The sequence below is a fragment of the Phytobacter palmae genome (assembly GCF_039409775.1).
Lineage (GTDB): Bacteria > Pseudomonadota > Gammaproteobacteria > Enterobacterales > Enterobacteriaceae > Phytobacter > Phytobacter palmae.
On the sequence record NZ_JBCIVJ010000001.1, the window covers coordinates 463,818 to 489,818 of the forward strand.

Sequence of the window (26,001 nt, forward strand, 5' to 3'; positions counted from 1 at the left end):
CGCTACCGGGCGTCAACGAACTTATACTTTCTGGCGTTTAAACATCCAGCCAATCAGAAGCAGGACAATCCACGCGAAACCTACATACAGCGAAATACGTGTGTCCGGGTGCCAGCCAATCAGTCCAATAATAAACACCAGGAAAACCAGGCCAGTGACGGTAGTGGTGACACCGCCCGGCACTTTGAATTTAAGGGCATTCACTTCCTGCGGTGACAAACGGCGTCGGAAAGCAATTTGCGACAGCAGGATCATGATCCACACCCATACGGTGGCGAACGTCGCCAGCGAGGCAATCACCAGGAAGACGTTTTCCGGCATGATGTAATTGAGATAAACCGCAAACAGCAGTGCAATCGTCATCACCATAACGGTGACCCATGGAATGCCGCGACGGGAAGTTTTGGCAAATACTTTTGGCGCGCTGCCCTGCTCCGCCATACCGTGCAGCATACGCCCCACGCCAAACACATCGGAGTTAATCGCCGACAGTGAGGCTGTCAGCACAACGAAGTTAAGGATACTGGCCGCGAAGGTAATCCCCATATGCTGGAAAGTCAGCACGAACGGGCTACCGTCAGTCCCCACCTGGTTCCACGGGTAGATAGACATGATGACAAACAGCGTTCCCACATAGAACACCAGGATACGCAGCGGCACCGAGTTGATCGCGCGTGGAATGGACTTCTCCGGCTCTTTCGCTTCTCCGGCAGTGATACCGATGATTTCAATACCGCCATAGGCGAACATCACCATTTGCAGCGACATCACCATTCCGAGCCAGCCGTTACTAAAGAAACCGCCGTTGCTCCACAGGTTACTGATACCTGTAGGCTGACCGCCGTTGCCAATCCCCCAGATGATAATGCCAAAACCGGCGACGATCATGATGATGATGGTGGCGACTTTGAAGAAGGAGAACCAGAATTCCAGCTCGCCAAAGACCTTCACGCTCATCAGGTTGATGGCACAGATGATCAGCACCACGCTGAGCACCCAGATCCAGTGCGGTACGGCGGGAAACCAGACGCCCATATAAATGCCAAAAGCCGTCACATCGGCAATCGCCACAATCAGGATTTCGAAACAATAGGTCCAGCCGGTGATATAACCGGCCAACGGGCCGAGGTTTTCCTGCGCGTAACGGGAAAATGAACTGGCAGACGGGTTGTGCACTGACATCTCGCCCAGCGCGCGCATAATGATATACGCCGCCACCCCACCGATGATATAGGCCAGCAATACGCTTGGCCCGGCCATTTTGATGGCATCAGCGGAACCGTAAAACAGCCCGGTACCAATCGCCGACCCCAGGGCCATAAAGCGAATGTGCCGGGTACTAAGACCTCGCTTTAGCTTGTTCGTACTTTCCATGGTTTCCTGTTCCAGGATCTAAAAAAAACAAAAAACCACGGGATTTAACGTCCCGTGGTTGGTAAACCTTATTATGCAATTAATGGGCGCTGGATGTCACCTGACGCCCGGCAGCGCGATCCCAGCACACAGCCAGAACCACCATTACCACTGTCGGCATCAACCAGGCCAGCCCCTGCTCCGCCAGCGGCAGCCGCTGAGTCCAGGCCGGAAGCATATCGCTAAACGCAGACGCTTTGATACCATCCAGCACGCCAAACGCCAGGCTGATAAACATCGCCGGCGCAATAACGCGGGTCGAATTATGCCACCAGGAGCGCGTGAAGCTTAACACCACAAGTGCGATGCACGGCGGATAAATCATTGTCAGCACTGGAATAGAAATTTGAATAAGATGGCTCAGGCCCAGATTTGACACCGCCATGGAGAAGATGCCCAGGATAAACACCAGCGCGCGATAAGAGAGCGGCAGATACTGCGAGAAGAACTCAGCACAGGCGCAGGTCAGGCCCACTGCCGTTACCAGGCAGGCGATAAAAATCAGCGCAGCCAGCAGAAGGCTACCCGCGCCACCAAACGTATGCGCAACATAGGCATGCAAAATCGCCGCACCGTTGGCAGACTGATCCACCAGCGTCGAGCTATCGGAACCCAGACGGAACAGCGCCAGATACAACAGCGTCAGACCGACACCGGCCATCAGGCCAGCCCAGACGGTATATCGGGTCAGCAAACGGGCTTCCGTTACGCCGCGTGAACGCGCCGCATTAACGATAACGATACCAAACACCATCGCGCCCAGCGTATCCATGGTGAGATAACCGTTCACAAAACCGTTCGAGAAAGCCGCATGCTGGTAGGCATCCATAGCATGGCTAATCGGACCGGCTGGCCAGATGATAGCTGCGACGGAGAGAATGATCAGCGCGATAATTTTCAGCGGTGCGAGAAAATTCCCGACGGTATCCAGCAACTTACCCGGATAGAGCGACACCAGAATGACCAGCGCAAAGTAGATAATGCTGTAAATCAGCAACGGCAGTGAGCCTTCACCGGTCAGTGGCGCAATCCCTACCTCAAACGATACTGTCGCGGTACGCGGCGTAGCAAACAGCGGCCCCACTGCCAGATAACAGACGGTGGCCAGCAGTACACCAGCGACTTTGCCAATCGGCGTGCTGAGGCTGTCGACCCCACCGCCCACTTTCGCCAGCGCGATAACGGTCAGAACCGGCAGCCCCACGGCGGTAATCAGAAAGCCAATTGAGGCAGTCCAGACGTGCTCGCCCGCCTGCAAACCAACCATCGGAGGGAAAATGATGTTTCCGGCGCCGACGAATAACGCGAAAGTCATAAAGCCCAGAGCAACAATGTCTCGTGGTTTTAAATGATGGGTCATAAACGTTTACTGCCTGTGGATGTGATGTTGTAAGTGTAGAAATTTTCGCCTTATTTCAGCGGAACATTAGGGCGGAAATAACCTTAAAACGTAGCGGGAAACACTTCCCGCACTGCGTGACGGAGAATAGTTTTTCGATTTACCACGCAAATACAGTCGGTCTGACGACGTACGGGGCGCAATTTAAACGCTTATAACGTTTAAAGGCAATAAGGGATCGCAAAACCAGATGGTTATACCAACTCCAGGAAAGATACCAGATTAAGATACTGTATATAAGAAAAACGGATGGCTAATCATGCGAACAAAAAATAGTCATGGATACAATTCGTTTGAAGATTCGGGAAAAACGAAGAGTGAAAAGCGGGTCAATGACAGAAATGGAAAGAAAAGCTGACACCTCAGGTGTCAGCTTGCGTTCTTCACGACGAGACGTGCAGGCAAGGTAAAGCTGAAACGGGTGCCTTTACCCGGCGTACTGTCGATCTCAAGCTTACTTTCGTGATGGTTAAGCGCGTGCTTTACGATAGCCAGCCCCAGACCGCTACCGCCAGTTTGCCGGGAACGAGCTTTATCGACCCGGTAAAAGCGCTCTGTCAGACGTGGAATATGTTCAGGTCCAATTCCCGGGCCCGTATCTTCAACGATAAACTGCGCGCCAGAGGTCGCGCGCTGCCAGCGCACGGTAATGTGTGTTCCCGCTGGCGTATGGTTCACGGCGTTATAGACCAGATTCGAAATCGCGCTGCGTAGTTGATCCTCATTACCCAGCACTTTCAGGCCATTGTCGACGACGAATTCAAGCTCATGTTTCTTTTGGCTTAATGTCTGCGCCTCGCGCTCAACAACACGCAGCATCATCGGCACATCAATAATCTCATTCGGCGGTAACGTCGGCGCCGCTTCTATTTTGGATAATGTCAGTAACTGTTTGACCAGGCCTTCCATTCGCGACGTCTGCTCACGCATGGTGTGCAGCGCCTTATCACGCGGCGGCCCTTCCAGCGTCTGCTCCTGCATCATTTCCAGGTAGCCCTGCAATACTGTCAGCGGTGTGCGCAGCTCGTGGCTGACATTAGCAAAAAAGTTACGTCGCGCCCCTTCAAGCTGATGCATTTGCGTCACGTCACGCGCCACCATCAATAATTGCTGCTCGCTGTAGGGCATCACACGGATCTCCAGATGGCGACCACTGTTAAGCACCAGATTAAGCGGGCGGGCGAAATCTTTCGTTTTAAGGTAGCGGGTAAATTCCGGATAACGCAGCAGGTTGAGGATGTTTTGCCCGTTATCGTCCGGCCAGCGTAAATTCAACAATTGCTGCGCCAGACCATTACACCAGAAAATCGCCCCCTCTTCGGTAATCATCACTAACGCATCAGGTAGCGACTCTGCGCCGCTACGAAAACGTTTGATCAGATTACCCAACTCGCGACGGCGTTTTTTGTTGCGCATCTGCATCTGGTGCAGACCATAAAGCAGCGGTTCCCAGCTTCCCGTCCCCGGTGGAGGAGTCATACTTTTATCGACCCACAACCACCAGGAAAGACGCATTAAGTTCCAGAAATGCCAGGCCAGTAACCCGGTGACCGCCGCCAGTAAAAACCAGGGCAGATAACCAAAGAAAGCGCCGAGCAGCGCGGCAGGTAGACAACAAAGGATGAGTTCGAGTACCAGCCTTTTCCATGACAGCCGTTCCAGCACGCGTCACGCTCCTTTCAGATTTTAGAAACGGGTCGAGAAACGATAACCCGTGCCGCGAACGGTTTGAACCATACGATCGTGGCCGCTGTGTTCCAGCGCTTTACGCAGTCGGCGAATATGAACATCCACCGTGCGGTCTTCTACATACACATTCGTTCCCCAGACATGATTCAGCAGCTGTTCGCGGCTATAAACACGCTCAGGATGGGTCATAAAGAAATGCAGTAGCTTAAACTCCGTCGGCCCCATGTCGAGGGGATTTTCCCCGGTCATCACACGGTGGGAGCTCGGATCAAGGCTCAGCCCCTGCATTTCAATGACTTCTTCTACCGCCATCGGGGAGATACGGCGCATGACGGCTTTAATGCGTGCCACCAGCTCCTTCGGCGAAAAGGGCTTAGTTATATAATCGTCCGCGCCCGTCTCAAGTCCGCGCACGCGGTCCTCTTCTTCGCCACGAGCGGTCAACATCATCACCGGGATATCGCGGGTCATCGCTTCACGCTTGAGGTGTTTAATGAACTGAATACCTGAGCCACCTGGCAGCATCCAGTCGAGCAAAATCAGGTCGGGCCAGGGTTCATTAAGTTGGTTCACCGCGCTGTCATAATCTTCCGCTTCGACAGGTTGAAAGCCGTTTTGTTCGAGCACGAAGCACACCATCTCACGGATTGGCGCTTCGTCTTCTACGACCAGAATGCGTCTTGCCATAATTTGCCCTGTTTAATTTGAGTCATCAGCTAAGTGCGGCGCCATTATGCGTCACTTTTGTGACAGATTTATGAAACAAATGACCAACAGGTGACCCAAGCCTTTGTTTTATGACAGTGGGAAATTCTTTCACTGGCGGCTCGAGTGTCCCTGAATGTTATAATCGCGTTTACGCTTTTTTGCCACGGAACCGCTATGCGCATCCTTCATACTTCGGACTGGCACCTGGGTCAGAACTTCTACAGTAAAAGCCGCGCCGCTGAGCACGACGCCTTCCTCACCTGGCTACTGGCCACCGCTGAGGAGCATATGGTCGACGCCATTATTGTTGCTGGCGACATCTTTGATACTGGCTCCCCACCCAGCTATGCGCGTGAGCTTTACAACCGTTTTGTGGTGAAATTGCAGCAAACGGGGTGTCATCTGGTAGTACTGGCGGGGAATCATGATTCAGTAGCCACCCTTAATGAATCGAAAGATATTCTCGCGTGGCTAAAAACTACCGTTGTCGCCAGCGCGGGCAGCGCGCCTTTTTATTTGCCGCTGCGTGATGGCTCGCCCGGTGCGATTTTCTGCCCGGTGCCCTTTTTACGTCCGCGCGACATCATGACCAGCCAGGCGGGACTCTCCGGGCAGGAAAAACAGCTACATTTGCTGCAAGCCATCACCAATTACTATCAGCAGCAATACCAGGCCGCCTGCGAATTACGCGGTGACAGAGTGCTGCCGATAATCGCCAGCGGGCATCTGACCACCGTTGGCGCCAGTAAAAGTGACGCCGTTCGTGACATCTATATCGGTACGCTGGATGCCTTCCCCGCGCAAAACTTTCCGCCTGCGGATTACATCGCGCTTGGCCATATTCACCGTCCGCAAAAGCCAGGCGGACACGAGCATATCCGCTACAGCGGCTCGCCTATCGCCCTAAGCTTCGATGAAACCGGAAACAGCAAATATGTCAATCTGGTGACATTTGCAGCAGGAAAACTGGCGGATGTGACAGCGCTGGAAGTCCCTGTTACACAGCAAATGGCGGTCATTAAGGGCGACCTTGCGTCGATTCGTCAGCAGCTTGAGCAGTGGCGCGGCGGCCCAACCGACGCCCCCGTGTGGCTGGATATTGAGATCGCGACAGAGGATTATCTAAGCGACATGCAGCGAAAAATTCAGGCATTGACCGCCGATTTGCCAGTGGAGGTATTGCTGGTTCGCCGCAGCCGCGAACAGCGGGAGCGCATCCTCGCGGGGGAGCGCCGCGAAACCTTGAGCGAGTTAAAAGTGGAAGAGGTTTTCGCTCGTCGCCTGGCACAGGAGGAGCTCGATGATGTCCAGATTGCCCGCCTGCAGTCGCTCTTTTTCGAAACGCTCCACTCGTTTAATCAGGAGCATGACGCATGAAAATCCTCAGCCTACGCCTGAAAAACCTTAACTCATTAAAAGGTGAGTGGAAGATTGACTTCACCGCCGAACCCTTTGCCAGTAACGGCCTTTTTGCCATTACCGGACCAACCGGCGCCGGGAAAACGACCCTGCTGGATGCCATCTGCCTGGCGCTCTATCACGAAACACCGCGCCTGAATACCGTTTCGCAATCGCAGAATGATCTGATGACCCGCGATACCGCCGATTGTCTGGCAGAAGTCGAGTTTGAAGTTAAAGAGGTCGCTTATCGCGCGTTCTGGAGCCAGAGCCGTGCGCGTAATCAGCCGGACGGCAATTTACAGGTTCCACGTGTAGAGCTGGCCCGCTGTGCGGACGGCAAGATCCTCGCCGACAAGGTGAAAGATAAACTGGAGCTAACCGCTGCCTTAACCGGGCTGGATTATGGCCGTTTCACCCGCTCAATGTTGCTCTCCCAGGGGCAATTCGCCGCGTTTCTCAACGCCAGGCCGAAAGAACGTGCGGAACTGCTCGAAGAGCTGACCGGCACCGAAATCTATGGGCAAATCTCCGCCAATGTATTTGAAAAACATAAAGTCGCCAAAATCGAGCTTGAGAAATTGCAGGCGCAGGCCGAGGGCGTCGTGCTGCTTACCGATGAGCAGCGGGAATCCCTGAATGCAAGTGTGCAGGCGCTCACTGACGAGGAACAGCGGTTGTCAGACGGGCAGCGTATTGTGCAGGCGCAACTGGACTGGCTTATTCGCAGCGGTGAACTGCAAACCGCCTGTGACCAGGCACAAAAAGCCCGGCAACGGGCACAGCAGGCACGTGTTGCCGCCGAACCGCAGCTGGCGCGGCTGGCGCGAGTGCAACCAGCCCTGCAACTGCGGCCCGTCTGGGAACGGTTACTCGATCAACGCAAAGCGCAGGACAGCAGTCGTCGCCAGAATGAAGAAGTGAATACTCGCTTACAGGCGAAACTGGCGCTACGGGCGCAGATTCGCGCGAGCGCCGCACACCAGCATCAGGCGTTGATGGCCTCGCAAAAAACGCTCTCGCTGTGGCTTGAAGACAACAAACGCTTTCAGCGCTGGCAGAACGAATTAACCGGCTGGCGGGCGATGCTAAACCAGCAGGAAGATGACAAAAAGCCGTGGCATTCTCTGCAGGAACGCATTCAACAAAACGAACACAAATTACGTAACCTGATGACCGTCTCGCTGGAGATGAGCAGCGACGAGGTTAATGCGGCGATGACGCTCTGTGCGCAGAACCGCCCGCTGCGCCAGCGTCTGACCGCGCTGCATGCACGTTTTGCCCCGCTGCAAAAACATCTCGCCCAGCGTCAGCAAAGCCTGAGCGAACTCAAAGCTGAGCAGGAAAAACTGACTGCCGAGCTGGCGCGTAAGCGCGAGCTGTACAAAGAAAAAAACCAGTCGCTGACGGATATCCGCGCCCTTTGTGAGCTGGAAGACCGCATCCACAGTCTGGAAACCGAACGTGCCCGTCTGCAACCGGGTCATCCTTGTCCGCTTTGTGGTTCGACGGCGCACCCTGCGATTGCCGAATATCAGGCTATCGTCCCCGGTGTGAACCATGCCCGCCGCGATGCGCTGGATCTCGAAGTACGCCAGATAAAAGAAGATGGCGTGGCGCTCGGTGAACGGCTGAAAGGGATAAGTGAGCGTATTGAAAAAGATGACCGCGAAGCAAAGTCCCTTCAGGAGCAGGAGCAAACGCTGACAAACGAGTGGCAGGAACTGTGCCTGACGTTGAACATCACCCTGCGACCGCAGCATGACATCTCCAGTTGGCTGAGCGCGCAGGATGCCTACGAACATCAGCTCTATCAGTTGAGCCAGCGCCTGACATTACAAAGCCAGATCACTGAATTGCGTCAGCAAGTTCAGCAATACCAGCAGGCGGCCGAAGCGCGCCGGGCGAGTCTGGCCGCCATGCTCGAGCCGCTGGGGTTAACGCTACCGCCAGAAGGTGAAGAGGCACAATGGCTGGCAGCACGCACGGCGGAAGCCGAACTCTGGCAGGAAAAACAGAGCGCATTTAGCGCATTGCACGAGCAGATTGCACTGCTGACGCCGCTTCTCGACACCCTGCCGGAAGAAGCTGTCCCGGCAGAGATAAAAACCGTTGCCTTAGATAACTGGCGGCAGGTACATAATGATTGCGTGTCACTACACAGCCAGTGGCAAACGCTGCAACAGCAGCTAAGGCATGAGACGGAACGTCTGGCAGAGCTGGAGAAACAGTTTGCCGATGCGCTGGCAAACAGTGAATTTGCCGATCAGCAGGCCTTTCTGGATGCGCTGTTGAGCGACGACGAGCGCACGCGCCTTGAGCAGCTTCGTCAGCGTCTCGACAGTGACGAGCAGCAGGCACAGGCACTGGTCGCCAGCGCTGAACAGGCATTAGCCACACATACCGCGCAGCCTCCCGCCGCCCTGAGTGACGATACTGATACTGAAAAGTCCCGTGAAGCGCTGACATTGCTGGCGCGCCAGCTACGCGAGAATACCACCCGCCAGGGGGAGTGCCGTCAGCAACTAAAACAGGATGCGGACAACCGCCAGCGTCTGCAGGCGCTGATGCTGGACATTGAACGTGCGGCATTGCGCTGCGACGACTGGGGGCATCTGAACGCGCTGATTGGTTCAAAAGAAGGGGATAAGTTCCGTAAATTCGCCCAGGGGTTAACCCTCGATAATCTGGTGTGGCTGGCCAACAATCAGTTGAATCGCCTGCACGGGCGCTATCTGCTTAAACGTAAAGTCAGCGAGGCGCTGGAGCTGGAGGTCGTTGATACCTGGCAGGCTGATGCGATACGTGATACCCGCACGCTTTCCGGTGGTGAGAGCTTCCTGGTAAGCCTTGCGCTGGCACTGGCGCTGTCGGATCTGGTCAGCCATAAAACCCGCATCGATTCGCTGTTCCTGGATGAAGGTTTCGGCACACTGGACAGCGAAACACTGGATACCGCGCTGGATGCTCTCGACGCGCTGAACGCCAGCGGGAAAACCATCGGCGTGATCAGTCACGTGGAGGCAATGAAGGAGCGAATTCCGGTGCAGATTAAGGTCAGGAAAATTAATGGCCTGGGCTACAGCAAGCTGGATAGCACGTTTTCAGTACCGCACGCGTAACCGCAAAAACCCGGATGCGGCGCAGGCGCCTTATCCGGGCTACGGCTTTGTAGCCCCGGTAAGCGCAAAGCCACCGGGGAAATCCTTTATTTACGCCTGCGGCCACAGCCATGCTGCGCCGCGTACGCCGCTGGAATCCCCGTGCAGCGCTTTGCGAATCGGGGTTTCACACTCGCCGCCGAATACCCAGTTTTTCACCAGATTCGGCACGGTTTTATAAAGGCGTTCGACATTGCTCATCCCGCCGCCGAGCACAATCACATCCGGGTCGAGAATATTCACCACATGGGCCAGCGACTTCGCCAGGCGTAGTTCGTAGCGGCTGAGCGCAAGCTCAGCCAGCGGGTCCTGTTCTTCCACCAGACGAATAATTTCATTGCCTTTGAGCGCATGCCCACTTAAGCGCTGATAATCGGTGCCAAAGCCGGTACCAGAGATAAAGGTTTCGATGCACCCCTGTTTGCCGCAATAGCATGGCACTTCTTCCCGATAACGCAGCTCATCTTCATCCATCCATGGTAGCGGATTATGCCCCCACTCACCCGCCGTGCCATTGCCGCCGATATGGGAGCGGCCATTAAAGGCCAGGCCAGCTCCGCAGCCCGTACCGATAATCACCGCAAACACGGTCTGTGCGCCTGCCGCTGCGCCATCAACAGCCTCAGAAACGGCCAGACAGTTAGCGTCATTGGCCAGCCGAACTTCCCGGTTTAAACGCTGACTTAAATCTTTATCGAACGGCTTGCCGTTGAGCCAGGTTGAGTTGGCATTTTTTACCACGCCCGTATAGGGAGAAATCGAGCCGGGGATCCCCATACCAACTGTGCCCGTTTGCCCGGTTTCTTTCTCAGTCAATGCCACCAGCGAGGTCAGCAGATCAAGAGTCAGATGATAATCACGCGGCGTCGGCTGACGATGGCGAAACAGCTCGTCGCCGCTATCGCTGAGCGCAATGATTTCCGTTTTTGTGCCGCCTAAATCGATACCAATACGCACATAATGCTCCTCATAGTTGGACAACGCATTCACATGCAAGCGTGGCGACAATTGGTTATCATGCCCGCTGCAATTAACGACTAGACCGTGGAAAATATCATGCTGTGGTTCAAAAATTTAATGGTATACCGTCTCAGCCGCGATGTGGCGCTGCGGGCGGAAGAGATGGAAAAACAGCTTGCCCCACTATCGTTTACCCCGTGCGGTAGTCAGGATATGGCGAAAACCGGGTGGGTTCCACCGATGGGTTCACACAGTGATGCGCTGACCCACACTGCAAACGGTCAGATTATTATCTGCGCGCGCAAAGAAGAGAAAATTCTGCCTGCTCCGGTAATTAAACAGGCGCTGGAAGCCAAAATTTCCCGTCTTGAGGCCGACCAGGGCCGCAAGCTGAAGAAAACCGAAAAAGATTCCCTGAAAGACGAAGTACTGCACTCGTTGCTGCCGCGCGCCTTCAGTCGATTTAGCCAGACCATGATGTGGATTGATACCGTGAATGGGCTCATTATGGTGGACTGTGCCAGCGCGAAAAAAGCGGAAGACACGCTGGCACTGCTGCGTAAAAGCCTGGGCTCTCTGCCCGTAGTCCCCCTGACGCTGGAAACACCGATTGAACTGACGCTGACGGAATGGGTACGTTCTGGCACGGTAGCGCAGGGTTTTCAGCTTCTCGACGAAGCCGAGCTGAAAGCTATCCTGGAAGATGGCGGCGTGATTCGCTGTAAAAAACAGGAACTGGTCAGCGATGAAATCGCCGTGCATATCGAAGCGGGTAAAGTGGTGACTAAACTGGCGCTCGACTGGCAGCAACGCATTCAGTTTGTTGTGTGTGATGATGGTTCGATTAAGCGCCTGAAATTTGGTGATGAGTTGCGGGATCAGAACGAAGATATTGACCGTGATGATGTCGCCCAGCGCTTTGATGCCGATTTCATTCTGATGACCGGTGAACTGGCGACGCTAATCCACAGTCTTGTGGAGGGGCTGGGGGGCGAGGCTCAACGCTAAGATGAAAGGTATCAGACACTAAAAAGCAGAACGCCCGGTTAAGCCGGGCGTTTTTTTACAGATAACGGCAGAGATAAGAGGTCGGCTCGGCTACCTGCAAATGAAATTCACTTTGGCCGGCAACATTGAACACTTCACCCGCAGAGTAAGTCTTCCATTCGGTTTCACCAGGCAGGAGAACGTGCAGCGCACCGCTGATGACCGTCATCTCTTCCGGCTGCGCGGTACCAAAGGTGTATTCACCTTCCATCATCACGCCCACACTGGCACGGCCTGTACTGCTGCTGGTAAAACCAATGGATTTCACTTTACCGGAAAAGTATTCGTTACTTTGAAGCATGAACTGGCCCTTATAAAGAAAATGTATGGAAAAACACTATAGAGGCCAGACTTCGCTCCTGTCACGCGAAATTGCAGGACAGGAAAGCTTATACCAGCAGTTCCGAAGCGAGACGCGCCACCAGAACATTAGAGAGTAGCACTGGCACATCCAATGATTTCTGGAGCAAATCTCTGTGCCATTGATGAAAACCGAGGCAATCTAGCATTAATACGTCCGCACCTTGCTCAATAAGCTCTTTTCCCGCCGCTACCAGCTCGGACTCGGTCGCCTCGTACGGGTGTGCCAGCGTGTAAAAGGGCGTCTTTTCCAGTACGCTCCATTTTAGCTGTTGCGGTTGCATCAATTCAGGGATCGGTACAATTACCCCCACCTGATGACCGTCTACAATCGAGGCCACCAGCGGAGGAATAATACGTTGTGGCTCAATAAGAATGGCGTTTCGCGCGTTAAGCCCTCGGATATCCGCCGTGCTCATCAGCAAAATCACGTCGTAACCCTGGTTATCCATCACTTCGATAACGCTTTGCAGATCACGCTCCACTTTCTCGCGTGAGACCATCGCAATACTGCCATCGCACAGGCGTGTGGGTAGCGGCGTTTCACCCCGCTCAACCCTGTACTCTGTCAGGGCTTCCTGAGGGTCCATTTTTCCAAGCAGGCTGAAATGGGTTATCTGTTGCTCAGAAATATGTTCGGTCAGCAACGGTAATATCGTCTGTACAGGCACCACACCTATGGTGAGGATTGCCATCGTTGCACTCATTTTGTTTATCCACCTTGCAACACTGCTTTTTTGTTAATGCTTTGACGCGGTGCGAACCAACAGGCAATGTCCAGTTCTTAAAGATTCCCAAATACGCCAGTAATGTCTGATTATTGTCGGTCCTCATCCATCTTGCCAGGGCGAAAAATGTGATGAGGCACCGCTTATTTCATGTTTCAGAACTTTTTTAAAGCCATCAGTTTTTATCTGGATCCTCATACCGCTTTTTAGCATCCAGTGCTTCCTGCTCAGTGGGATGCTCGCTGATTAATGAGTCAGGTTTGGGATGGTCGGCACGTAATTCGTACCAGGTGACGGTCTGCCCGGCTGTGCCTTTTTCTACGGCAACAACACGGGCTTCACGAGGATAAGGTGGTTTACCAGGCATGACGTTACCTCAGTAGTTACGGTGTCAGGCCATAAGTATAGACAATCGTTTCGCTAGCTGGCGCGAGCCAGGCGCAGAGCTGTCTGAATTTCAGCGATCACCAGATCAAGATCTTGCGCCGCATTCACAACATGATGCGCGGCTTCCCGATAAAGGGCTTCACGACCAGCGAGAATTTCACCTACTTCTTCGCGGACAGGCTTACCGGTCAGGGTCGGACGCTGACTCTCTTTGGGATACGCTTCCAGGCGATCCACCAGGACGGAGACGGGCGCAGACAGGTAAATCACCACGCCCTGCTCGCGCATAAATTTGCGATTGTACTCGCTCAGAATGATACCGCCGCCAGTGGCAACAACTCGCGCAGGGGCGGTGACCGCTTCAAGCGCTTCGGTTTCGCGCGCGCGGAATCCCTGCCAGCCTTCTTTGCTTACGAGCTGGGCAACGGTCATCTGCGCCTGCTCCTGCAACCAGTGGTCGGTATCAACAAACTGACAAACATGTAATTGTGATAACGCATGACCAACGGTAGTCTTACCGCAACCACGTGCGCCAATCAAAAAAATGGGTAGCGTCATGAACGGATGTTCCCTCTGATATCGCAAGGTGAAAAAAGAAAAATAAGGTAATGGTAAATCACCCTGCCGGGCGTCGAGTGATCGTAAACAAATCGTTACGCTTCAAAAACAACTTGCATCCTTCCTCATTAGAATCCAGAGATGACGCCACATTGTAGTGTAAAGATTTTAATGCAACCTATGTAGCGATAACCTTACTTTAAAAGATTGTCTGTTGACAAGCCCGCAGGCTCGTTTAGCGTAACATATTCATATAACGGTTGATGAAACTACTGGTCAGTCTTGCGGCGCTGACGCTCAAGCAGCCATTTATCCAGTTGTGCGGCAAATTGCTGACGGTCGCGCTGTGACAGACTGTCCGGACCGCCGGTCTGAATGCCGCTGGCGCGCAGCGTATCCATAAAATCTCTCATCGTCAGCCGTTCGCGAATCGTCGCTTCAGTGTAGCGCTCGCCGCGCGGGTTAACGGCTGCCGCGCCTTTGGCTAAGACTTCCGCCGCCAGCGGAATATCAGCCGTGATCACCAGATCGCCCGCCTCACACAGCCGCACAATTTCGTTATCGGCGACATCAAACCCCGCAGCAACGCGAACTGAACGGATAAACTTTGACGGCGGCACCCGGATATTTTGATTCGCCACCAGCGTCAACGGCGTTTGCGTGCGATCGGCTGCACGAAACAGAATCTCTTTAATCACATTCGGACACGCGTCCGCATCAACCCAAATCGCCATTATCGCTCCTCACTCTATTTCGGGCATTGTCGCGTTAATTGCCCCGCTTCGCAAAGCATGACGTTAAGCTTTAGCCCTGTAAGCCTTTCCACGTTAAGCTATAACTCAGAACACTTAACAGCAGAGAGACAGACGTAATGGAGAAAAAAATCGGTTTTATCGGCTGCGGCAACATGGGCAAAGCCATTCTCGGCGGTCTGATCGCCAGCGGCCAGGTACAGCCCGGGCAGATTTGGGTCTATACCCCATCACCGGATAAAGTCGCCGCACTGCATGATCAGTATGGTATTAACGCCGCACAGAGCGCGCAGGAAGTCGCCCAGATAGCCGACATCGTCTTTGGTGCGGTAAAACCGAATATTATGATCAAGGTGCTTAGCGACGTCGCATCCAGCCTGAACAAAGAAACGCTGGTCGTATCGATTGCCGCAGGCATTACGCTCGATCAACTGGCACGGGCACTGGGTCACGACAGGAAAATCGTGCGCACCATGCCGAATACACCGTCGCTGGTGAATGCCGGAATGACCTCCATTACACCGAACGCCCTGGTAACTCAGGAAGATATTGCCGACGTGCTTAATATCTTCCGCTGCTTTGGCGCTGCTGAAGTGATTGCAGAACCCATGATCCATCCGGTGGTCGGCGTTAGTGGTTCCGCCCCGGCCTATGTATTTATGTTTATCGAAGCCATGGCCGATGCCGCCGTACTGGGCGGAATGCCACGTGCACAGGCTTACAAATTTGCTGCGCAGGCAGTGATGGGATCGGCAAAAATGGTGCTCGAGACCGGCAAACATCCGGGAGAGCTAAAAGATATGGTCTGCTCCCCCGGTGGTACAACTATCGAAGCGGTCAAGGTGCTGGAAGAGAAAGGTTTCCGTGCGGCCGTTATCGACGCCATTGAGGCCTGTATGGCGAAATCCGAACAGATGAGCAAATAAGACCATGATAGCGCCGCCGTTCCAGCTGCGGCGCTATCAATGCTACGCCAGCATCTCACTGGCCTGACGCAGAGGCATCGGTTGCTGCATTTTTACCAGGAGTTCTGCCGTTGCCGTATTTTCACCACAACTCAGCACCGCCTTCAGCATCCCCTCTTCGCCGTAAAGCACCGCAAAGCGCTTACTCTCAAACGAGCCGAGCATTTTCACACTGTCCCACTCCCGTGCATAACCCAGATATTCAAAGCGCGTACCGAAATGGGTAGTCCAGAAAAAAGGCACCCGATCAAACGCGTTGTGTTCACCCAGCATATTTTTTGCCGCCAGCCGCCCCTGCTGCTGCGCCACGCGCCAGTGTTCAATTCGCCGTCTGCCTTCCGGCGCCGGATAGCTGGCGATATCGCCCACCGCCCACACCCCTGGCGCAGCGCATAAGCTTTCATCCACTGTCAGGCTACCGTCCTCTTCATGGTGAAGGTCATGAGCCAGATCGGTAAACGGACGAACCCCAGTGGCAAAGACCACTACATGTGCGGGCAACGTAAGGCCATTTTTCAGGCGTACCGCCTGCACGTGCCCGTCGCCCTCCAGCGCCGCAGGTTCCCCGGTCACAAATTTCACCCCATTCTGCTTATGCATATTGAGAAAGTGCTGCCCCATCTCTTCACCAAACTGAGGTACAAAAGGCAATTCATGGCGCGACACCACCGTCACGTCAATATCCTGATTGCGTAACGCAGCGGCCAGCTCCATGGCAATAAAGCTATTGCCGATGATCACCAGTTGATGTTCCTGCTCCACATCGCTGAGCAACTGTTGCGCCTGATGGAGATCGCGCAGAACATGGACGCCATTCAGATGATTACCTTCAATGTCAGGACATACCGGCTGGCCGCCGGTCGCCAGCAACAGTTTGTCAAAATGGAGCGTTTGTCCGCTGCTCAGAGTGAGAATGTGCTCGCGACTATTGAGATCGGCCACCTCTTCACGCAGGCTTTCAACGCCCGGCTGCTGGTAAAAGGCCTCGTCCAGCACATGCGGCACGTCACTGATTTTCATTTTGCCTGCGGGGACAAATTTGCTCAGTGCCGTACGGTCATAGGGGGCATCCTGTTCTTTATCGATAAGGATTAAACGCCCGGTGTAGCCCGAATCACGCAGCGTTATAGCGGCGGAACTGCCGGCCGCCCCGGTTCCTAAAATAACCGTGGTCTGTTCCTGTTCACCACGGATCATCGGCCTGCTGGCAGGGGACATCGGGCGTGGATTTACCAGGACGCGGTTTTGTTCCAGCAGCACCGGATATTGCTTAAGGCTGGTCAGCGCAAGCGGCTCAAGCCATTGTCCGTTCCTGATGTCGAATTCAGCTTTATGCCACGGACAAACCAGGCGCCCTTCACATACAGCCCCTTTTTCAAGTGGGGCGCCCGCATGGGGGCATTTACTCTGAAATGCGCGCACCTGGGTTAAGGTGCGGATGAGGATCATGGCGGTACCCGCCACTTCGACTTTAACCGGCTTGTTCTCCGGTAGTGAGTTGATATCTACGACGTATTGGTAGCTCATAACATTGCTCTCGTGTCAGTGTTGGTGATACGGACGTAACGCCAGACAGCGCACACCACGAGGAAATAAGAAGTACTCAATGTGTAATGATGACCTGTTAAGCCTGGCAGAGAATGGGCCTATAGCAACCAGCCGGGGTATCAGGCGGCCACTTCGGTGCGATTGCGCCCGGCTTTTTTCGCTTTGTATAACGCAAGATCGGCGGATTTTAGCCACTCACGATAATGGGTCATCTCATCGGTCAATGGAGCAACGCCAACGCTGATTTGCAGCGCCAGTTGCGGAGCAGAAGGCAGGCGGAAGGCGGTAAGGCGATCATGGACACGCTCCATGGCCGCAATCGCGTTTTCTGATGGCGTGCCGCACATAATGACGGCGAATTCATCACCACCAAAACGCCCAATCAGATCGCTACCGCGCAAAGTCAGTTGCAGATGGCGGGTAATGGCAATGATCGCCTCATCACCCACATCATGTCCCCAGGTATCGTTAATGGTTTTGAAATGATCGACATCGATCAGCAGCAGCGTCGCAATTCGTTGATGGCGCCGACAGTTATCGAATTCATCCCGCAGAAGACTTTCCCAGTGGCGGCGATTGTAAATACCCGTCATACCGTCACGAATGCTCATCACCTGCAGGCGACGTTTGTGTTCCTCCAGCCTCGCGGCATGACGGAAGCTGACCCATGAAAAAATGAGTGGATAGAGCAGAAGTACCGGCACCGTAAGACAGATAATAAGTGACGAACTGGCAGGCGAAATAGTCGTGCTGGTGAGCTGGAGAGTAACCAGACAGGCAACCGCCATCAGAACAACCCCGGCAAGGCACAGTCGTGGCCCCCCTGCTCCCATAGTGGTGATAAAAACAATCATTGCCAGCGCAATAGACGGCAGCATGTTCACACCAGTCAGCGCAATCCATACGCCAGCCAGCAAGGCATCAGCCTTTAAATTGTGCGTTTCGCTGGTGAAGGGATCGCTTGAGCGCGCCGCCAGTTGCCAGGCCAGATGCGGCCAGACGAAGCTCCATAAAACCAATAAAATCCACCAGCCCCCCGCTATCGGCTGTAAGACCAGTACGCCAGCCAGCGGCATAAACAAACAGGCCAACCCTATCGCCCGGGGCAGCCTTTCCCGCTGCGCAAACTGGAGCCCCAGCGTATGGGGATCGTCATCGTGCAGAGTGTTACGTCTTTCCTTGCCGCTCTCTGTTGCGTAAAAGTTATTATCATTCATCATTTTTGGGAACATTCTGAAACATTTTCCCAAATTATAGAGAGGGGTCATGCGGGGAAAGTATGAAATTTCGGGTGAGTCGCGTGGCGAACTCACCCGTTTGGATTAGCCCGTTTTTTTCAGGCAGCCACTCATGAATTTGCTGCGATCTTCGCCTTTCAGCGACTGTTGAGTCGCCTGTGCGTTACATTCGCGCATTTTTTGCTGCTGAGGACTCAGACTTTTTTGTCCGGGCTCGGTTTTGGTGTTTTTCAGGCAATCGCTCATGTACCGCTTGCGGGCATCGCCGGAAAGCGTCTGCGCAGTAGCCTGTTGATTACAAAGGGACATACGTTGTTGTTGAGGGGTAAGGGTCTTCTCAGCGGCACTTAGTGCAGTAACAAACACCAGGCCGAACAGGAGCGTAACAAGTAACATTATTTTCATAGCACCATCCTTCTGTAAGCCTTGCTCCTTAAGGATGGTCTGTCATGGCGAAAAAACCACCCGGCAGAAGAGTTTTCCTGCCGGGCAGCCACTTATTTCAGCCCAAGCGCGTCCTTCATGGTGAAGAAAAGGTCGGTCTGATCGGTCAGCCCCACGACGTTGGCCGCATGTGGTCCATAAGCCGCCAGACGAACCTGCGTGCCGGTATGTTCCATCGACTCTTCCTCAGAGTTACCGTAGGTAATTGCCATCACCGCACCGTCTTTGGTATTCAGCAACTGGCTCAGGCCAGGCGCTTTGGTGTCAGCCGGGATAATCTGGCTGGCGTGAGCATGGTCAGCGGTAACGATTACCAGCGTGTTGCCATCTTTTTTGGCGAAGGCCAGCGCTTTTTGCACGGCTTCATCAAGGTCTACGGTTTCACCAATCTGGCCGCACGGATTGGCAGCATGATCTTGTTTATCAATCGATGCACCTTCCACCTGAAGGAAAAAGCCTTTTTCGTTTTTGCTCAGCAGGTCGATCGCTTTTTCGGTCATCTGCGCCAGCGTCGGTATGCTGTCGGTGCGTTTAGCATTGGGCGTGCAGGTCACCGCTGGTTTATCGATATTACCGTGCAGTGAGGCTTTCGGGCCTTCCCAGCGAACCGGCATGTTGCCATCGGAGAACAGACCCAGCAGGGGTTTATCCTGATTCGCTTCGGTAATGGCCGCCAGCGTTGAGGCATCACCCACTAACTGATAGCCGCGCGCCTGCGCCTGCTCACGTAACGTTTTGCCTTTCCACTCACCGGCGGTTGCCGTTTCATTGAATGTCTTCGCACCGCCGCCGAGGGTGACATCTGCGCGCGCATTCAACAACTGCTCGGTAATAGAGCCTTTGCCGCCTTTTTCCAGCGCATTGCTGGCACATTTTTCAGTGGTAACACTCGGGCCGTAACACTTACGCGACGTCACATGGGAAATAAGCGCGGCAGGCGTAGCATCCTGCAATTCAGCTGTAGAGACGTTACCGGTGGCAAGGCCGGCTGCCTTTGCCATCTCCAGGATCGTCATATGATCTTTTTCATGAATATCGACACCCAGCGCGCCATTATAGGTTTTCACGCCGGTAGACCATGCCGTTGCGGATGCCGCAGAGTCGGTCACGTAATCGGGTTTGCCCGTTTTTTTATCCAGCGCATAATGCGTGTACTGGCCCGTAAGCGGTAACGCATCAATGCCTTTAAAATAACCGCCAGCCCCTTCGGCATAATTTCGCGCAGCGGTAATTTCGGAATCGCCCATGCCATCACCGATCAGCAGAATAATATTTTTAGCCGGCTTGTCATTGAGCGAGGAACGTATTGCGTCAGTTTGATCGGCACTTAAACGACGGGCACCGCCTTGCGTCGTAATATCGCCCTTTGCGGCACGATTCTCCAGAACGGTCGTAGCGGAAGTGGTATCCGCATAAATAACAGGGGTAAACAGCATAGGGAATAAGGCGACGAATAATGCGCTCTGTTTCACTTTATTTTCTCCGTGTATAAATACTTAAAAAGAAATAAAACAGAGCGACTATAGGCACCGCGCGTGACAGTGAGATGACAGCGTGACTTATCTCAAAGTCTCAGGTGCGCGGGTGCCTTAAAAGCTTTTTTATATACTGTTGCAGCAACTCCGTATCATGATCGGAGACGTCAGTTCCAGGATGAACATCATCCATCGCGCCTTCAATACTCTGGATAAGCGCCTGTTGCTCAGGCAGCGCCATCTGACGTAAAAGTGCAGTCACAACGATCTCCAGCGCTTCCACCTGCGCAACCAGTTCTTTGGATTCCTCTTCCTTTTCCGCGAGTTTTACCAACAGCTCTGCAATGAGATTTTTCATAGCGCTATTTCCTTATGTGATATTCGATGACGTTAGCATTCTTTTCTGTAGTTGCAAAGTGGATGCATCTATTATTTTTCGCTAAATTTGCGCTATGTAGAACCGTGAAACAAGAAATCGAGTAACGAAACGTTTCTCTGATGCAAAAGCAAATTTATCCATGCGTCAAAGCGAAGCGGGAGATAAAAGAATATATTTTTTCTATAAAGAAAATTTATATCCAGACCGGAGCCAGAAGCTTCTGATCTGGATATTCGCTTAACGTCGCGTTTTACGTAATGCCAGCGCCAGTTGCCAGATATTGCATAAGACCACCAGCGCCGTAGCGACAAATACCCAGCGGAATCCGGCCATCGCCGAGACGGACGCTCCCATCAACGGCCCGACCACGTTACCCAGATACATAAACGACTGGTTATAGCCAAAAATACGTCCGGTCACCTGATCACTGGAATATTTAAGCAGCAGCGTTTGCACGGCGGGCAGCATTGCACCATCGGCGAAGCCAAGCATAAAACGCAGAATGCCCAGTTGCCGCGGCGAGGTAACAAACGACATGGCGAAAAATAGCACCACGGCGCAGACCAGAGTTGCCATAAGAATGCGCGCAGTACCAATTCGATCGCCAAGCTTCCCCAGCCGCGGCGCCGATATAAGCGCGGACACGCCCGGTACGGCGGCAATCATCCCACTCAGGAATGCAATATTGCTGCTGTCAGGAGTCATAGACTGGATAAACAGCGCCAGGATAGGCCCGATAGAACCATTGCATAACTGGATAACCAGCGTTGTCAGAAAGAGACTTATCACCAGGCCCGGGTAAGGTAGCGAGGAAAAAACAGCTTTGCCACTCAATCTCTGCGCCTTGCTGACCTTAGGTCGCGCGCCCTCTTTGATCAAAAACAGAGTGACCAGAAAACTGACAATCAATAGCGTCGCGGTGATTAAAAAAACGGTTCGTAAACCAAAGTGGTCAGCCAAAAAACCGCCCATTAGCGGCCCGCCAATGACCCCACTGATTTGCGCCGTCGACAGTGTACTCAGCGCCCAACCACTACGCTCACGAGGCGCCTGAGAGGCGACCAGTGCCATTGCATTGGGAATATAACCGGACGTGAGCCCCATAACGCCGCGTAAAATGAGCAATTGCCAGACATTTGTCGCAAAAGCCTGCAGTAAAATGGCGATCGCCATGCCCAGGGACGCGCGTAACAACATTAATTTGCGCCCTTTTCTGTCAGCAAGGCTGCCCCATAGCGGCGAAACTATCGCGGAAACCATAAAAGTGACGCTAAAAGTCAACCCGGACCACATCGACAACGCTTCGTGAGAAGAGACCCCTAACTGGGAGACATATAAGGGCAAGAACGGCAAAATTTGACTGATGGCAAGACCGGTAAAAAAACAGCCGAACCAGACAGAAATAAGGTTAATTCTCCAGGATTCCATAAACAGCAATTATTATTCAGTTTTTGGCAAATTACGCACAGGTTAACAAGAACAGTAATAAGAATACGCACCAGAGGTGCGATTACATTTTTTTTGGTGTTTTATCTTCTCTATTCTGCCACCGGCCATAGCCCGGGATATAAACCACACTTATTTCGGCAGTTTATGCTTTAGCGACATAGCCCAAACCCACGCATCCCGAGGTGAAAATGGTTGGCATGCGCCGCGTTATATTCCGGCCCAAGGCTGTTGCCATAATACCCACAACTCGCCCTTAACATCGCCTGTAGCCAGGGGTGCGTGTCGCCGTGCCGCCAGCCATGCAATACCGTCACCTGCTGGCCGTTTGCCAGATGAAAACCGCTAATATCCAGTGCTTCGGCAGTGGCATGTTCGCTAAGGCGGGCATTGGGTCGATTATAGATATTACGGCATGCGTAACTTCCCAGATGGTCGATGCGCGTGAGCGGACTGCCCATAAATTGCTGCGTTAGCGGCCGGGCCTGTTGTTCAACAAAGAGTGCTGAACGGAGTGCCAGCGGGCAACTGGCAAGAAAACTACTGCTGAGTTTGACCGGGCCAAAATCGCGCACCCTTACCACATCGCTCAGCGGACAGTCCCCCCCGGTATTGGCGACAGATGTAGTGGAAATGAGTTGTTGCTGGTTCGCCTGGTGCAGCAAATCAATACACTGCCCCGAATCAAGCCGACGTAACTTAAACTGAGTAATGCGCCCCGGCGGGTCATTAAGTTGAAAGGGCGCGAAGGGGTTGTAGTACGCGGGCAAATAGCGCCAGCCGACCGCCAGTCCGCCCAGCAGTATAAACAAAACAACTAAGCCTTTCCCTTTCACGCATCCCCTCCATTAATCACTGCAAAACAGTATGGCAGAAGTGATATGGTATGTGCTTTCTGATTCAAGTGAGTGAAAGTTGAGATGGCAAAACTGCGGGTAGGGGTCGTGTTCGGCGGCAAGTCGGCTGAACATGAAGTGTCGCTGCAATCGGCAAAAAATATCGTCGATGCAATGGATAAAACGCGTTTCGATGTGGTACTGCTGGGGATCGATAAACAGGGTCAGTGGCATATCAACGACGCGAATAATTATCTGCAAAATGCCAGCGACCCGGCGCGAATTGCACTTAATCCCTCTGAAAGCAGCGTTGCGCTGGTGCCGGGGCAACCGTCACAGCAACTGATGAATGCCAGTGATGCTAAACCCTTTCCGCAAGTGGATGTGATTTTCCCGATTGTCCATGGTACTCAGGGTGAAGACGGCACGCTCCAGGGCCTGCTGCGTATGGCAAATCTGCCATTTGTCGGTTCCGATGTACTGGGATCCGCCGCCTGCATGGACAAAGACGTGACCAAACGCCTCCTGCGTGATGCGGGTCTCGCCATCGCTCCGTTTGTTACCTTAACCCGGAGTAATCGCGACCGTATTTCTTTCGCTGAGATACAGGCGAAGCTTGGACTACCGCTGTTTGTAAAACCTGCCAATCAAGGCTCCTCCGTTGGCGTCAGTAAAGTCACCAACGAAGCGCAATACCATGCTGCTATCAACCTGGCGTTCGAATTTGACCATAAAGTCGTGGTCGAAACCGGTATTACCGGTCGCGAGATCGAATGTGCGGTGCTGGGTAATGACGATCCACAGGCCAGCACCTGCGGTGAAATCGTACTTAACAGTGAGTTTTACGCATACGACACCAAATACATTGACGATAACGGTGCGCAGGTGGTTGTACCGGCGGCAATCGCGCCCGAAGTGAACGATCATATTCGCGCCATCGCCGTTCAGGCTTATCAGACGCTGGGCTGTGCCGGAATGGCGCGCGTCGACGTGTTCCTGACGCCGGACAACAAAGTTATCATCAATGAGATCAATACATTGCCAGGTTTTACCAATATCAGCATGTACCCAAAACTGTGGCAGGCAAGTGGTCTCGGTTATACCGATCTCATCACGCGGTTGATTGAACTGGCTTTGGCGCGCCATCAGGCTGATAGCGCGTTAAAAAGCTCGATGAACGGTTAGTCCTGCGTTTTTTCTTCCTCATTCGCCGCTTCTTCGTTTTCTTCGGGGCGGCGGCGAATAATAAATCCGGCAAGCCAGAAACTAATAACCCAGGTAACAAGGCCGACGGCGTAGTTTTGCCAGCCTTTCGTTTCAAACCCCAGCAGACCAACAACGCCATTCAGAATAAAGATCAAACCAATCGCAAACGCATAGTAGTGCCAGTCACGGCGTATTTTTGAAGGCAGCTTCATGACAACTCCGGCAATAAAAACGCCATCCTCGCATATTTGTCATGGCACGTCTGTGCCATATGCGGAAATTCTGAAATGTTAATTCAGTAACGGAAATGTTACCGGAATGTGATCGCATACAAAATTTACACATCGGGAATCATTCCCGGTGCGAAATTATCACCATTCCGATGTTGACAATTTAACCGACCTGTCAAAATTACACCAATTCACTGGCTCTGAGACAACGTCATTAAACGTAGCGGAGGTCTATATGGCTGACTTTACCCTGTCGAAACCCTTTTCGGGTAAAAAAACTCGCGACGCCTCTACGCCCGGTAATATCGCCTATGCCGTGTTTGTGCTGCTCTGCTTCTGGGCAGGCGCGCAACTGCTTAACCTGTTGGTGCACGCGCCTGGGGTCTTTGAACATTTGATGCAAATGCAGGACACCAGCCGACCACACGTCGAGATGGGGTTTGGCGTCGGCACCATTTTTGGTCTGGTGCCTTTCCTGATCGGCTGCGCATTTCTGGGCGTGATTGGCCTGGTATTGCGCTGGCGACGCCATCATTAGTTTTTCAACATACATTGCGCCCGGCGGTCATCGACACGCTTCGCAAACCACGCGGTTGTAAGGTTGCGAGTGATCTTCGGGCTCTCCAGTTGGATACCCGGTAGCATCTCTCGCGGTAACGTCTTCCCGCTTTTCTGTTCCGCCAGGCGGTAAACGCCCTGGTATAAGGCCGTTTTCTCTAAGGCAATACTGTCGCCGGTTTGCAACTGGCGGCGGATATCTCTGTCGCTCATCCCCAGTTTTACCCCCAGTTTTCTGGCCGCCAGCTCTGTTGCCCCTGCATCGCTGCTGCCATACTGAATAAGATCGCCGTCCAGCGACAGTTTAACGCCGGTCGCTTTGCTTAGCGCATTCTGAAATGCCGCGTTACGGCTGGCGTAATGCCCGGCATTAAAATCAGCAAAGCGGTAGAGGGGAGCTGTGTAATTGGCCGGATAATTGAGTAAGTGATAAGTGCCAAACCACAGGCCACCGCGACGGGTAAAGACTTCTTGTCGCACCGTGCCTTCCATTTTCCACGGGTAGCCGTTGGTGTGCTGCTCGGCAAACGCAACGCTAACTTGCATTGGCCCGCCGGTATGCACCGGGTTATAAGAACCAAAGAGCGTCTGCCCCATCGGCACCACGCTGATAAAATCGTCGAAAATTTCACTCAGCTGTTTTTCGCTTCTGACCTTGTCCAGACGCTCGCTATAGCTTTTGCCATTGGACGATTCAATTTTCAGCGCGGTATGCACCAGGGCAAGTGGGATATGTAAACGTGCCGCGCGACGGTCAATCTCTTTCCAGGCAATTTTATTCAACCCCGGCACCGTCGGATCGGCCTGATAGTTTGATTCCTGCTGCGCGACCGCCAGTACCGAACAGATATTTTCCAGCGTAGGTGCAATCGACTGACTGGAAAAGGTGGTGGCAATATCTTGCGCCCACGCGTCCCGGTCTTTCACACTTGCAGGCATTTTCTCTCTGACCACGCTCGCCACATCACGGGGCTTTTCCGCTTCGGCCCCCTTCGTCTCTTTTCCTGCGCTGGTCGTGTTTTTCGGTGTGGTACAACCGGCGAGAATCATTCCCGCCAGCAGTGTCATTGTGGTCGCGATAAGACGCGGCGCGCAAACAGACATATCGTTCCTTGC

The 26,001-nt window shown here is 53.3% G+C and carries 25 protein-coding genes; 6 read left to right on the top strand and 19 right to left on the bottom strand.

What is annotated here, in order from left to right; all coding sequences use genetic code 11:
- Window positions 1-21 precede the first annotated feature (21 nt).
- The 4 genes from proY to phoB form a co-directional block, all read right to left on the bottom strand.
- On the bottom strand, window positions 22-1,374 hold the full coding sequence (gene proY, locus AAIG39_RS02270) for a proline-specific permease ProY (RefSeq protein ID WP_343193099.1): 1,353 nt from the start codon (window positions 1,372-1,374) through the stop codon (window positions 22-24).
- 79 nt (window positions 1,375-1,453) lie between these two features.
- Window positions 1,454-2,773: a branched-chain amino acid transporter carrier protein BrnQ gene (brnQ, locus tag AAIG39_RS02275; protein WP_343193100.1), complete on the bottom strand. Its 1,320-nt coding sequence runs from the start codon at window positions 2,771-2,773 to the stop codon at window positions 1,454-1,456.
- Between the two features lie 408 nt (window positions 2,774-3,181).
- Window positions 3,182-4,477, bottom strand: a complete 1,296-nt coding sequence (gene phoR, locus AAIG39_RS02280; RefSeq protein WP_249569927.1) for a phosphate regulon sensor histidine kinase PhoR — start codon at window positions 4,475-4,477, stop codon at window positions 3,182-3,184.
- Window positions 4,478-4,498: 21 nt separating this feature from the next.
- Window positions 4,499-5,188 carry a phosphate response regulator transcription factor PhoB gene (phoB, locus tag AAIG39_RS02285; RefSeq protein WP_041852545.1) on the bottom strand — a complete coding sequence of 230 codons (690 nt, stop codon included), beginning with the start codon at window positions 5,186-5,188 and terminating at the stop codon, window positions 4,499-4,501.
- Window positions 5,189-5,383: 195 nt separating this feature from the next.
- Here phoB and sbcD point away from each other — a divergent pair, with 195 nt between their 5' ends.
- Window positions 5,384-6,586 carry an exonuclease subunit SbcD gene (sbcD, locus tag AAIG39_RS02290; RefSeq protein ID WP_090082683.1) on the top strand — a complete coding sequence of 401 codons (1,203 nt, stop codon included), beginning with the start codon at window positions 5,384-5,386 and terminating at the stop codon, window positions 6,584-6,586.
- Window positions 6,583-9,729: an exonuclease subunit SbcC gene (gene sbcC / locus AAIG39_RS02295; RefSeq protein ID WP_343193101.1), complete on the top strand. Its 3,147-nt coding sequence runs from the start codon at window positions 6,583-6,585 to the stop codon at window positions 9,727-9,729. Before sbcD ends, sbcC begins: the two co-directional genes overlap by 4 nt.
- A gap of 90 nt (window positions 9,730-9,819) precedes the next feature.
- Here the strand turns inward: sbcC and mak are convergent, their stop codons facing one another.
- On the bottom strand, window positions 9,820-10,725 hold the full coding sequence (gene mak, locus AAIG39_RS02300; protein WP_090082686.1) for a fructokinase: 906 nt from the start codon (window positions 10,723-10,725) through the stop codon (window positions 9,820-9,822).
- Window positions 10,726-10,824: 99 nt separating this feature from the next.
- On the opposite strand from mak, the gene rdgC reads away from it, so the two are divergent.
- Window positions 10,825-11,736, top strand: a complete 912-nt coding sequence (gene rdgC / locus AAIG39_RS02305; protein ID WP_249569931.1) for a recombination-associated protein RdgC — start codon at window positions 10,825-10,827, stop codon at window positions 11,734-11,736.
- Window positions 11,737-11,791: 55 nt separating this feature from the next.
- Here the strand turns inward: rdgC and ppnP are convergent, their stop codons facing one another.
- The 5 genes from ppnP to AAIG39_RS02330 all read right to left on the bottom strand — a co-directional run bounded on the left by ppnP (window position 11,792) and on the right by AAIG39_RS02330 (window position 14,542).
- The gene (gene ppnP / locus AAIG39_RS02310) at window positions 11,792-12,076 is read right to left on the bottom strand and encodes a pyrimidine/purine nucleoside phosphorylase (protein WP_090082690.1); all 285 of its coding nucleotides are present in this window, start codon (window positions 12,074-12,076) and stop codon (window positions 11,792-11,794) included.
- 88 nt (window positions 12,077-12,164) lie between these two features.
- Window positions 12,165-12,842, bottom strand: a complete 678-nt coding sequence (locus AAIG39_RS02315; RefSeq protein WP_249569933.1) for an AroM family protein — start codon at window positions 12,840-12,842, stop codon at window positions 12,165-12,167.
- A gap of 196 nt (window positions 12,843-13,038) precedes the next feature.
- Entirely contained in the window at window positions 13,039-13,230 is a 192-nt protein-coding gene (yaiA, locus tag AAIG39_RS02320) for a protein YaiA (RefSeq protein ID WP_041852552.1), read from the bottom strand.
- A gap of 53 nt (window positions 13,231-13,283) precedes the next feature.
- The gene (gene aroL, locus AAIG39_RS02325; protein ID WP_090082693.1) at window positions 13,284-13,808 is read right to left on the bottom strand and encodes a shikimate kinase AroL; all 525 of its coding nucleotides are present in this window, start codon (window positions 13,806-13,808) and stop codon (window positions 13,284-13,286) included.
- A 269-nt stretch (window positions 13,809-14,077) separates the two neighbouring features.
- Window positions 14,078-14,542, bottom strand: coding sequence for a YaiI/YqxD family protein (locus tag AAIG39_RS02330; protein WP_090082695.1), 465 nt, complete (start codon window positions 14,540-14,542; stop codon window positions 14,078-14,080).
- Between the two features lie 137 nt (window positions 14,543-14,679).
- Between AAIG39_RS02330 and proC the strand changes: the two genes are divergently transcribed.
- Entirely contained in the window at window positions 14,680-15,486 is an 807-nt protein-coding gene (gene proC / locus AAIG39_RS02335) for a pyrroline-5-carboxylate reductase (RefSeq protein ID WP_090082697.1), read from the top strand.
- 42 nt (window positions 15,487-15,528) lie between these two features.
- On the opposite strand, the gene AAIG39_RS02340 is transcribed toward proC, so the two are convergent.
- The 7 genes from AAIG39_RS02340 to AAIG39_RS02370 all read right to left on the bottom strand — a co-directional run bounded on the left by AAIG39_RS02340 (window position 15,529) and on the right by AAIG39_RS02370 (window position 22,891).
- Window positions 15,529-17,052 (bottom strand): FAD-dependent oxidoreductase, encoded by a 1,524-nt coding sequence (locus AAIG39_RS02340; protein ID WP_343193102.1) that lies wholly within the window; start codon window positions 17,050-17,052, stop codon window positions 15,529-15,531.
- Between the two features lie 140 nt (window positions 17,053-17,192).
- Entirely contained in the window at window positions 17,193-18,305 is a 1,113-nt protein-coding gene (adrA, locus tag AAIG39_RS02345) for a diguanylate cyclase AdrA (RefSeq protein ID WP_343193103.1), read from the bottom strand.
- A gap of 90 nt (window positions 18,306-18,395) precedes the next feature.
- Window positions 18,396-18,716 carry a phosphate starvation-inducible protein PsiF gene (gene psiF, locus AAIG39_RS02350; RefSeq protein ID WP_090082702.1) on the bottom strand — a complete coding sequence of 107 codons (321 nt, stop codon included), beginning with the start codon at window positions 18,714-18,716 and terminating at the stop codon, window positions 18,396-18,398.
- Window positions 18,717-18,808: 92 nt separating this feature from the next.
- A complete protein-coding gene (gene phoA, locus AAIG39_RS02355) occupies window positions 18,809-20,227 on the bottom strand; it encodes an alkaline phosphatase (protein WP_090082704.1) in 1,419 nt (472 codons plus the stop codon).
- Window positions 20,228-20,327: 100 nt separating this feature from the next.
- The gene (gene iraP, locus AAIG39_RS02360; RefSeq protein WP_085006147.1) at window positions 20,328-20,588 is read right to left on the bottom strand and encodes an anti-adapter protein IraP; all 261 of its coding nucleotides are present in this window, start codon (window positions 20,586-20,588) and stop codon (window positions 20,328-20,330) included.
- Window positions 20,589-20,846: 258 nt separating this feature from the next.
- The gene (locus AAIG39_RS02365) at window positions 20,847-22,037 is read right to left on the bottom strand and encodes a multidrug efflux MFS transporter (RefSeq protein WP_343193104.1); all 1,191 of its coding nucleotides are present in this window, start codon (window positions 22,035-22,037) and stop codon (window positions 20,847-20,849) included.
- Between the two features lie 170 nt (window positions 22,038-22,207).
- Window positions 22,208-22,891 (bottom strand): extensin-like domain-containing protein, encoded by a 684-nt coding sequence (locus AAIG39_RS02370; RefSeq protein WP_343193105.1) that lies wholly within the window; start codon window positions 22,889-22,891, stop codon window positions 22,208-22,210.
- Between the two features lie 84 nt (window positions 22,892-22,975).
- Here AAIG39_RS02370 and ddlA point away from each other — a divergent pair, with 84 nt between their 5' ends.
- Window positions 22,976-24,076 (top strand): D-alanine--D-alanine ligase, encoded by a 1,101-nt coding sequence (gene ddlA / locus AAIG39_RS02375; RefSeq protein WP_343193106.1) that lies wholly within the window; start codon window positions 22,976-22,978, stop codon window positions 24,074-24,076.
- On the opposite strand, the gene AAIG39_RS02380 is transcribed toward ddlA, so the two are convergent.
- On the bottom strand, window positions 24,073-24,309 hold the full coding sequence (locus AAIG39_RS02380; RefSeq protein WP_047371635.1) for a DUF2754 family protein: 237 nt from the start codon (window positions 24,307-24,309) through the stop codon (window positions 24,073-24,075). The genes ddlA and AAIG39_RS02380 overlap by 4 nt on opposite strands.
- A 253-nt stretch (window positions 24,310-24,562) precedes the next feature.
- On the opposite strand from AAIG39_RS02380, the gene AAIG39_RS02385 reads away from it, so the two are divergent.
- Window positions 24,563-24,865, top strand: coding sequence for a YaiY family protein (locus tag AAIG39_RS02385; protein WP_090082715.1), 303 nt, complete (start codon window positions 24,563-24,565; stop codon window positions 24,863-24,865).
- Here the strand turns inward: AAIG39_RS02385 and AAIG39_RS02390 are convergent.
- The gene (locus AAIG39_RS02390) at window positions 24,862-25,989 is read right to left on the bottom strand and encodes a DUF1615 domain-containing protein (protein ID WP_425503232.1); all 1,128 of its coding nucleotides are present in this window, start codon (window positions 25,987-25,989) and stop codon (window positions 24,862-24,864) included. The genes AAIG39_RS02385 and AAIG39_RS02390 overlap by 4 nt on opposite strands.
- Between the last annotated feature and the right edge of the window lie 12 nt (window positions 25,990-26,001).

What these genes read in the sequence shown, in the direction of transcription:
- proY (WP_343193099.1), bottom strand. Translation starts at nt 1,374, where the DNA reads ATGGAAAGTACGAACAAGCTAAAGCGAGGTCTTAGTACCCGGCACATT.
- brnQ (WP_343193100.1), bottom strand. Translation starts at nt 2,773, where the DNA reads ATGACCCATCATTTAAAACCACGAGACATTGTTGCTCTGGGCTTTATG.
- phoB (WP_041852545.1), bottom strand. Translation starts at nt 5,188, where the DNA reads ATGGCAAGACGCATTCTGGTCGTAGAAGACGAAGCGCCAATCCGTGAG.
- sbcD (WP_090082683.1), top strand. Translation starts at nt 5,384, where the DNA reads ATGCGCATCCTTCATACTTCGGACTGGCACCTGGGTCAGAACTTCTAC.
- sbcC (WP_343193101.1), top strand. Translation starts at nt 6,583, where the DNA reads ATGAAAATCCTCAGCCTACGCCTGAAAAACCTTAACTCATTAAAAGGT.
- rdgC (WP_249569931.1), top strand. Translation starts at nt 10,825, where the DNA reads ATGCTGTGGTTCAAAAATTTAATGGTATACCGTCTCAGCCGCGATGTG.
- ppnP (WP_090082690.1), bottom strand. Translation starts at nt 12,076, where the DNA reads ATGCTTCAAAGTAACGAATACTTTTCCGGTAAAGTGAAATCCATTGGT.
- AAIG39_RS02315 (WP_249569933.1), bottom strand. Translation starts at nt 12,842, where the DNA reads ATGAGTGCAACGATGGCAATCCTCACCATAGGTGTGGTGCCTGTACAG.
- yaiA (WP_041852552.1), bottom strand. Translation starts at nt 13,230, where the DNA reads ATGCCTGGTAAACCACCTTATCCTCGTGAAGCCCGTGTTGTTGCCGTA.
- aroL (WP_090082693.1), bottom strand. Translation starts at nt 13,808, where the DNA reads ATGACGCTACCCATTTTTTTGATTGGCGCACGTGGTTGCGGTAAGACT.
- AAIG39_RS02330 (WP_090082695.1), bottom strand. Translation starts at nt 14,542, where the DNA reads ATGGCGATTTGGGTTGATGCGGACGCGTGTCCGAATGTGATTAAAGAG.
- proC (WP_090082697.1), top strand. Translation starts at nt 14,680, where the DNA reads ATGGAGAAAAAAATCGGTTTTATCGGCTGCGGCAACATGGGCAAAGCC.
- AAIG39_RS02340 (WP_343193102.1), bottom strand. Translation starts at nt 17,052, where the DNA reads ATGAGCTACCAATACGTCGTAGATATCAACTCACTACCGGAGAACAAG.
- adrA (WP_343193103.1), bottom strand. Translation starts at nt 18,305, where the DNA reads ATGTTCCCAAAAATGATGAATGATAATAACTTTTACGCAACAGAGAGC.
- psiF (WP_090082702.1), bottom strand. Translation starts at nt 18,716, where the DNA reads ATGAAAATAATGTTACTTGTTACGCTCCTGTTCGGCCTGGTGTTTGTT.
- iraP (WP_085006147.1), bottom strand. Translation starts at nt 20,588, where the DNA reads ATGAAAAATCTCATTGCAGAGCTGTTGGTAAAACTCGCGGAAAAGGAA.
- AAIG39_RS02365 (WP_343193104.1), bottom strand. Translation starts at nt 22,037, where the DNA reads ATGGAATCCTGGAGAATTAACCTTATTTCTGTCTGGTTCGGCTGTTTT.
- ddlA (WP_343193106.1), top strand. Translation starts at nt 22,976, where the DNA reads ATGGCAAAACTGCGGGTAGGGGTCGTGTTCGGCGGCAAGTCGGCTGAA.
- AAIG39_RS02380 (WP_047371635.1), bottom strand. Translation starts at nt 24,309, where the DNA reads ATGAAGCTGCCTTCAAAAATACGCCGTGACTGGCACTACTATGCGTTT.
- AAIG39_RS02385 (WP_090082715.1), top strand. Translation starts at nt 24,563, where the DNA reads ATGGCTGACTTTACCCTGTCGAAACCCTTTTCGGGTAAAAAAACTCGC.
- AAIG39_RS02390 (WP_425503232.1), bottom strand. Translation starts at nt 25,989, where the DNA reads ATGTCTGTTTGCGCGCCGCGTCTTATCGCGACCACAATGACACTGCTG.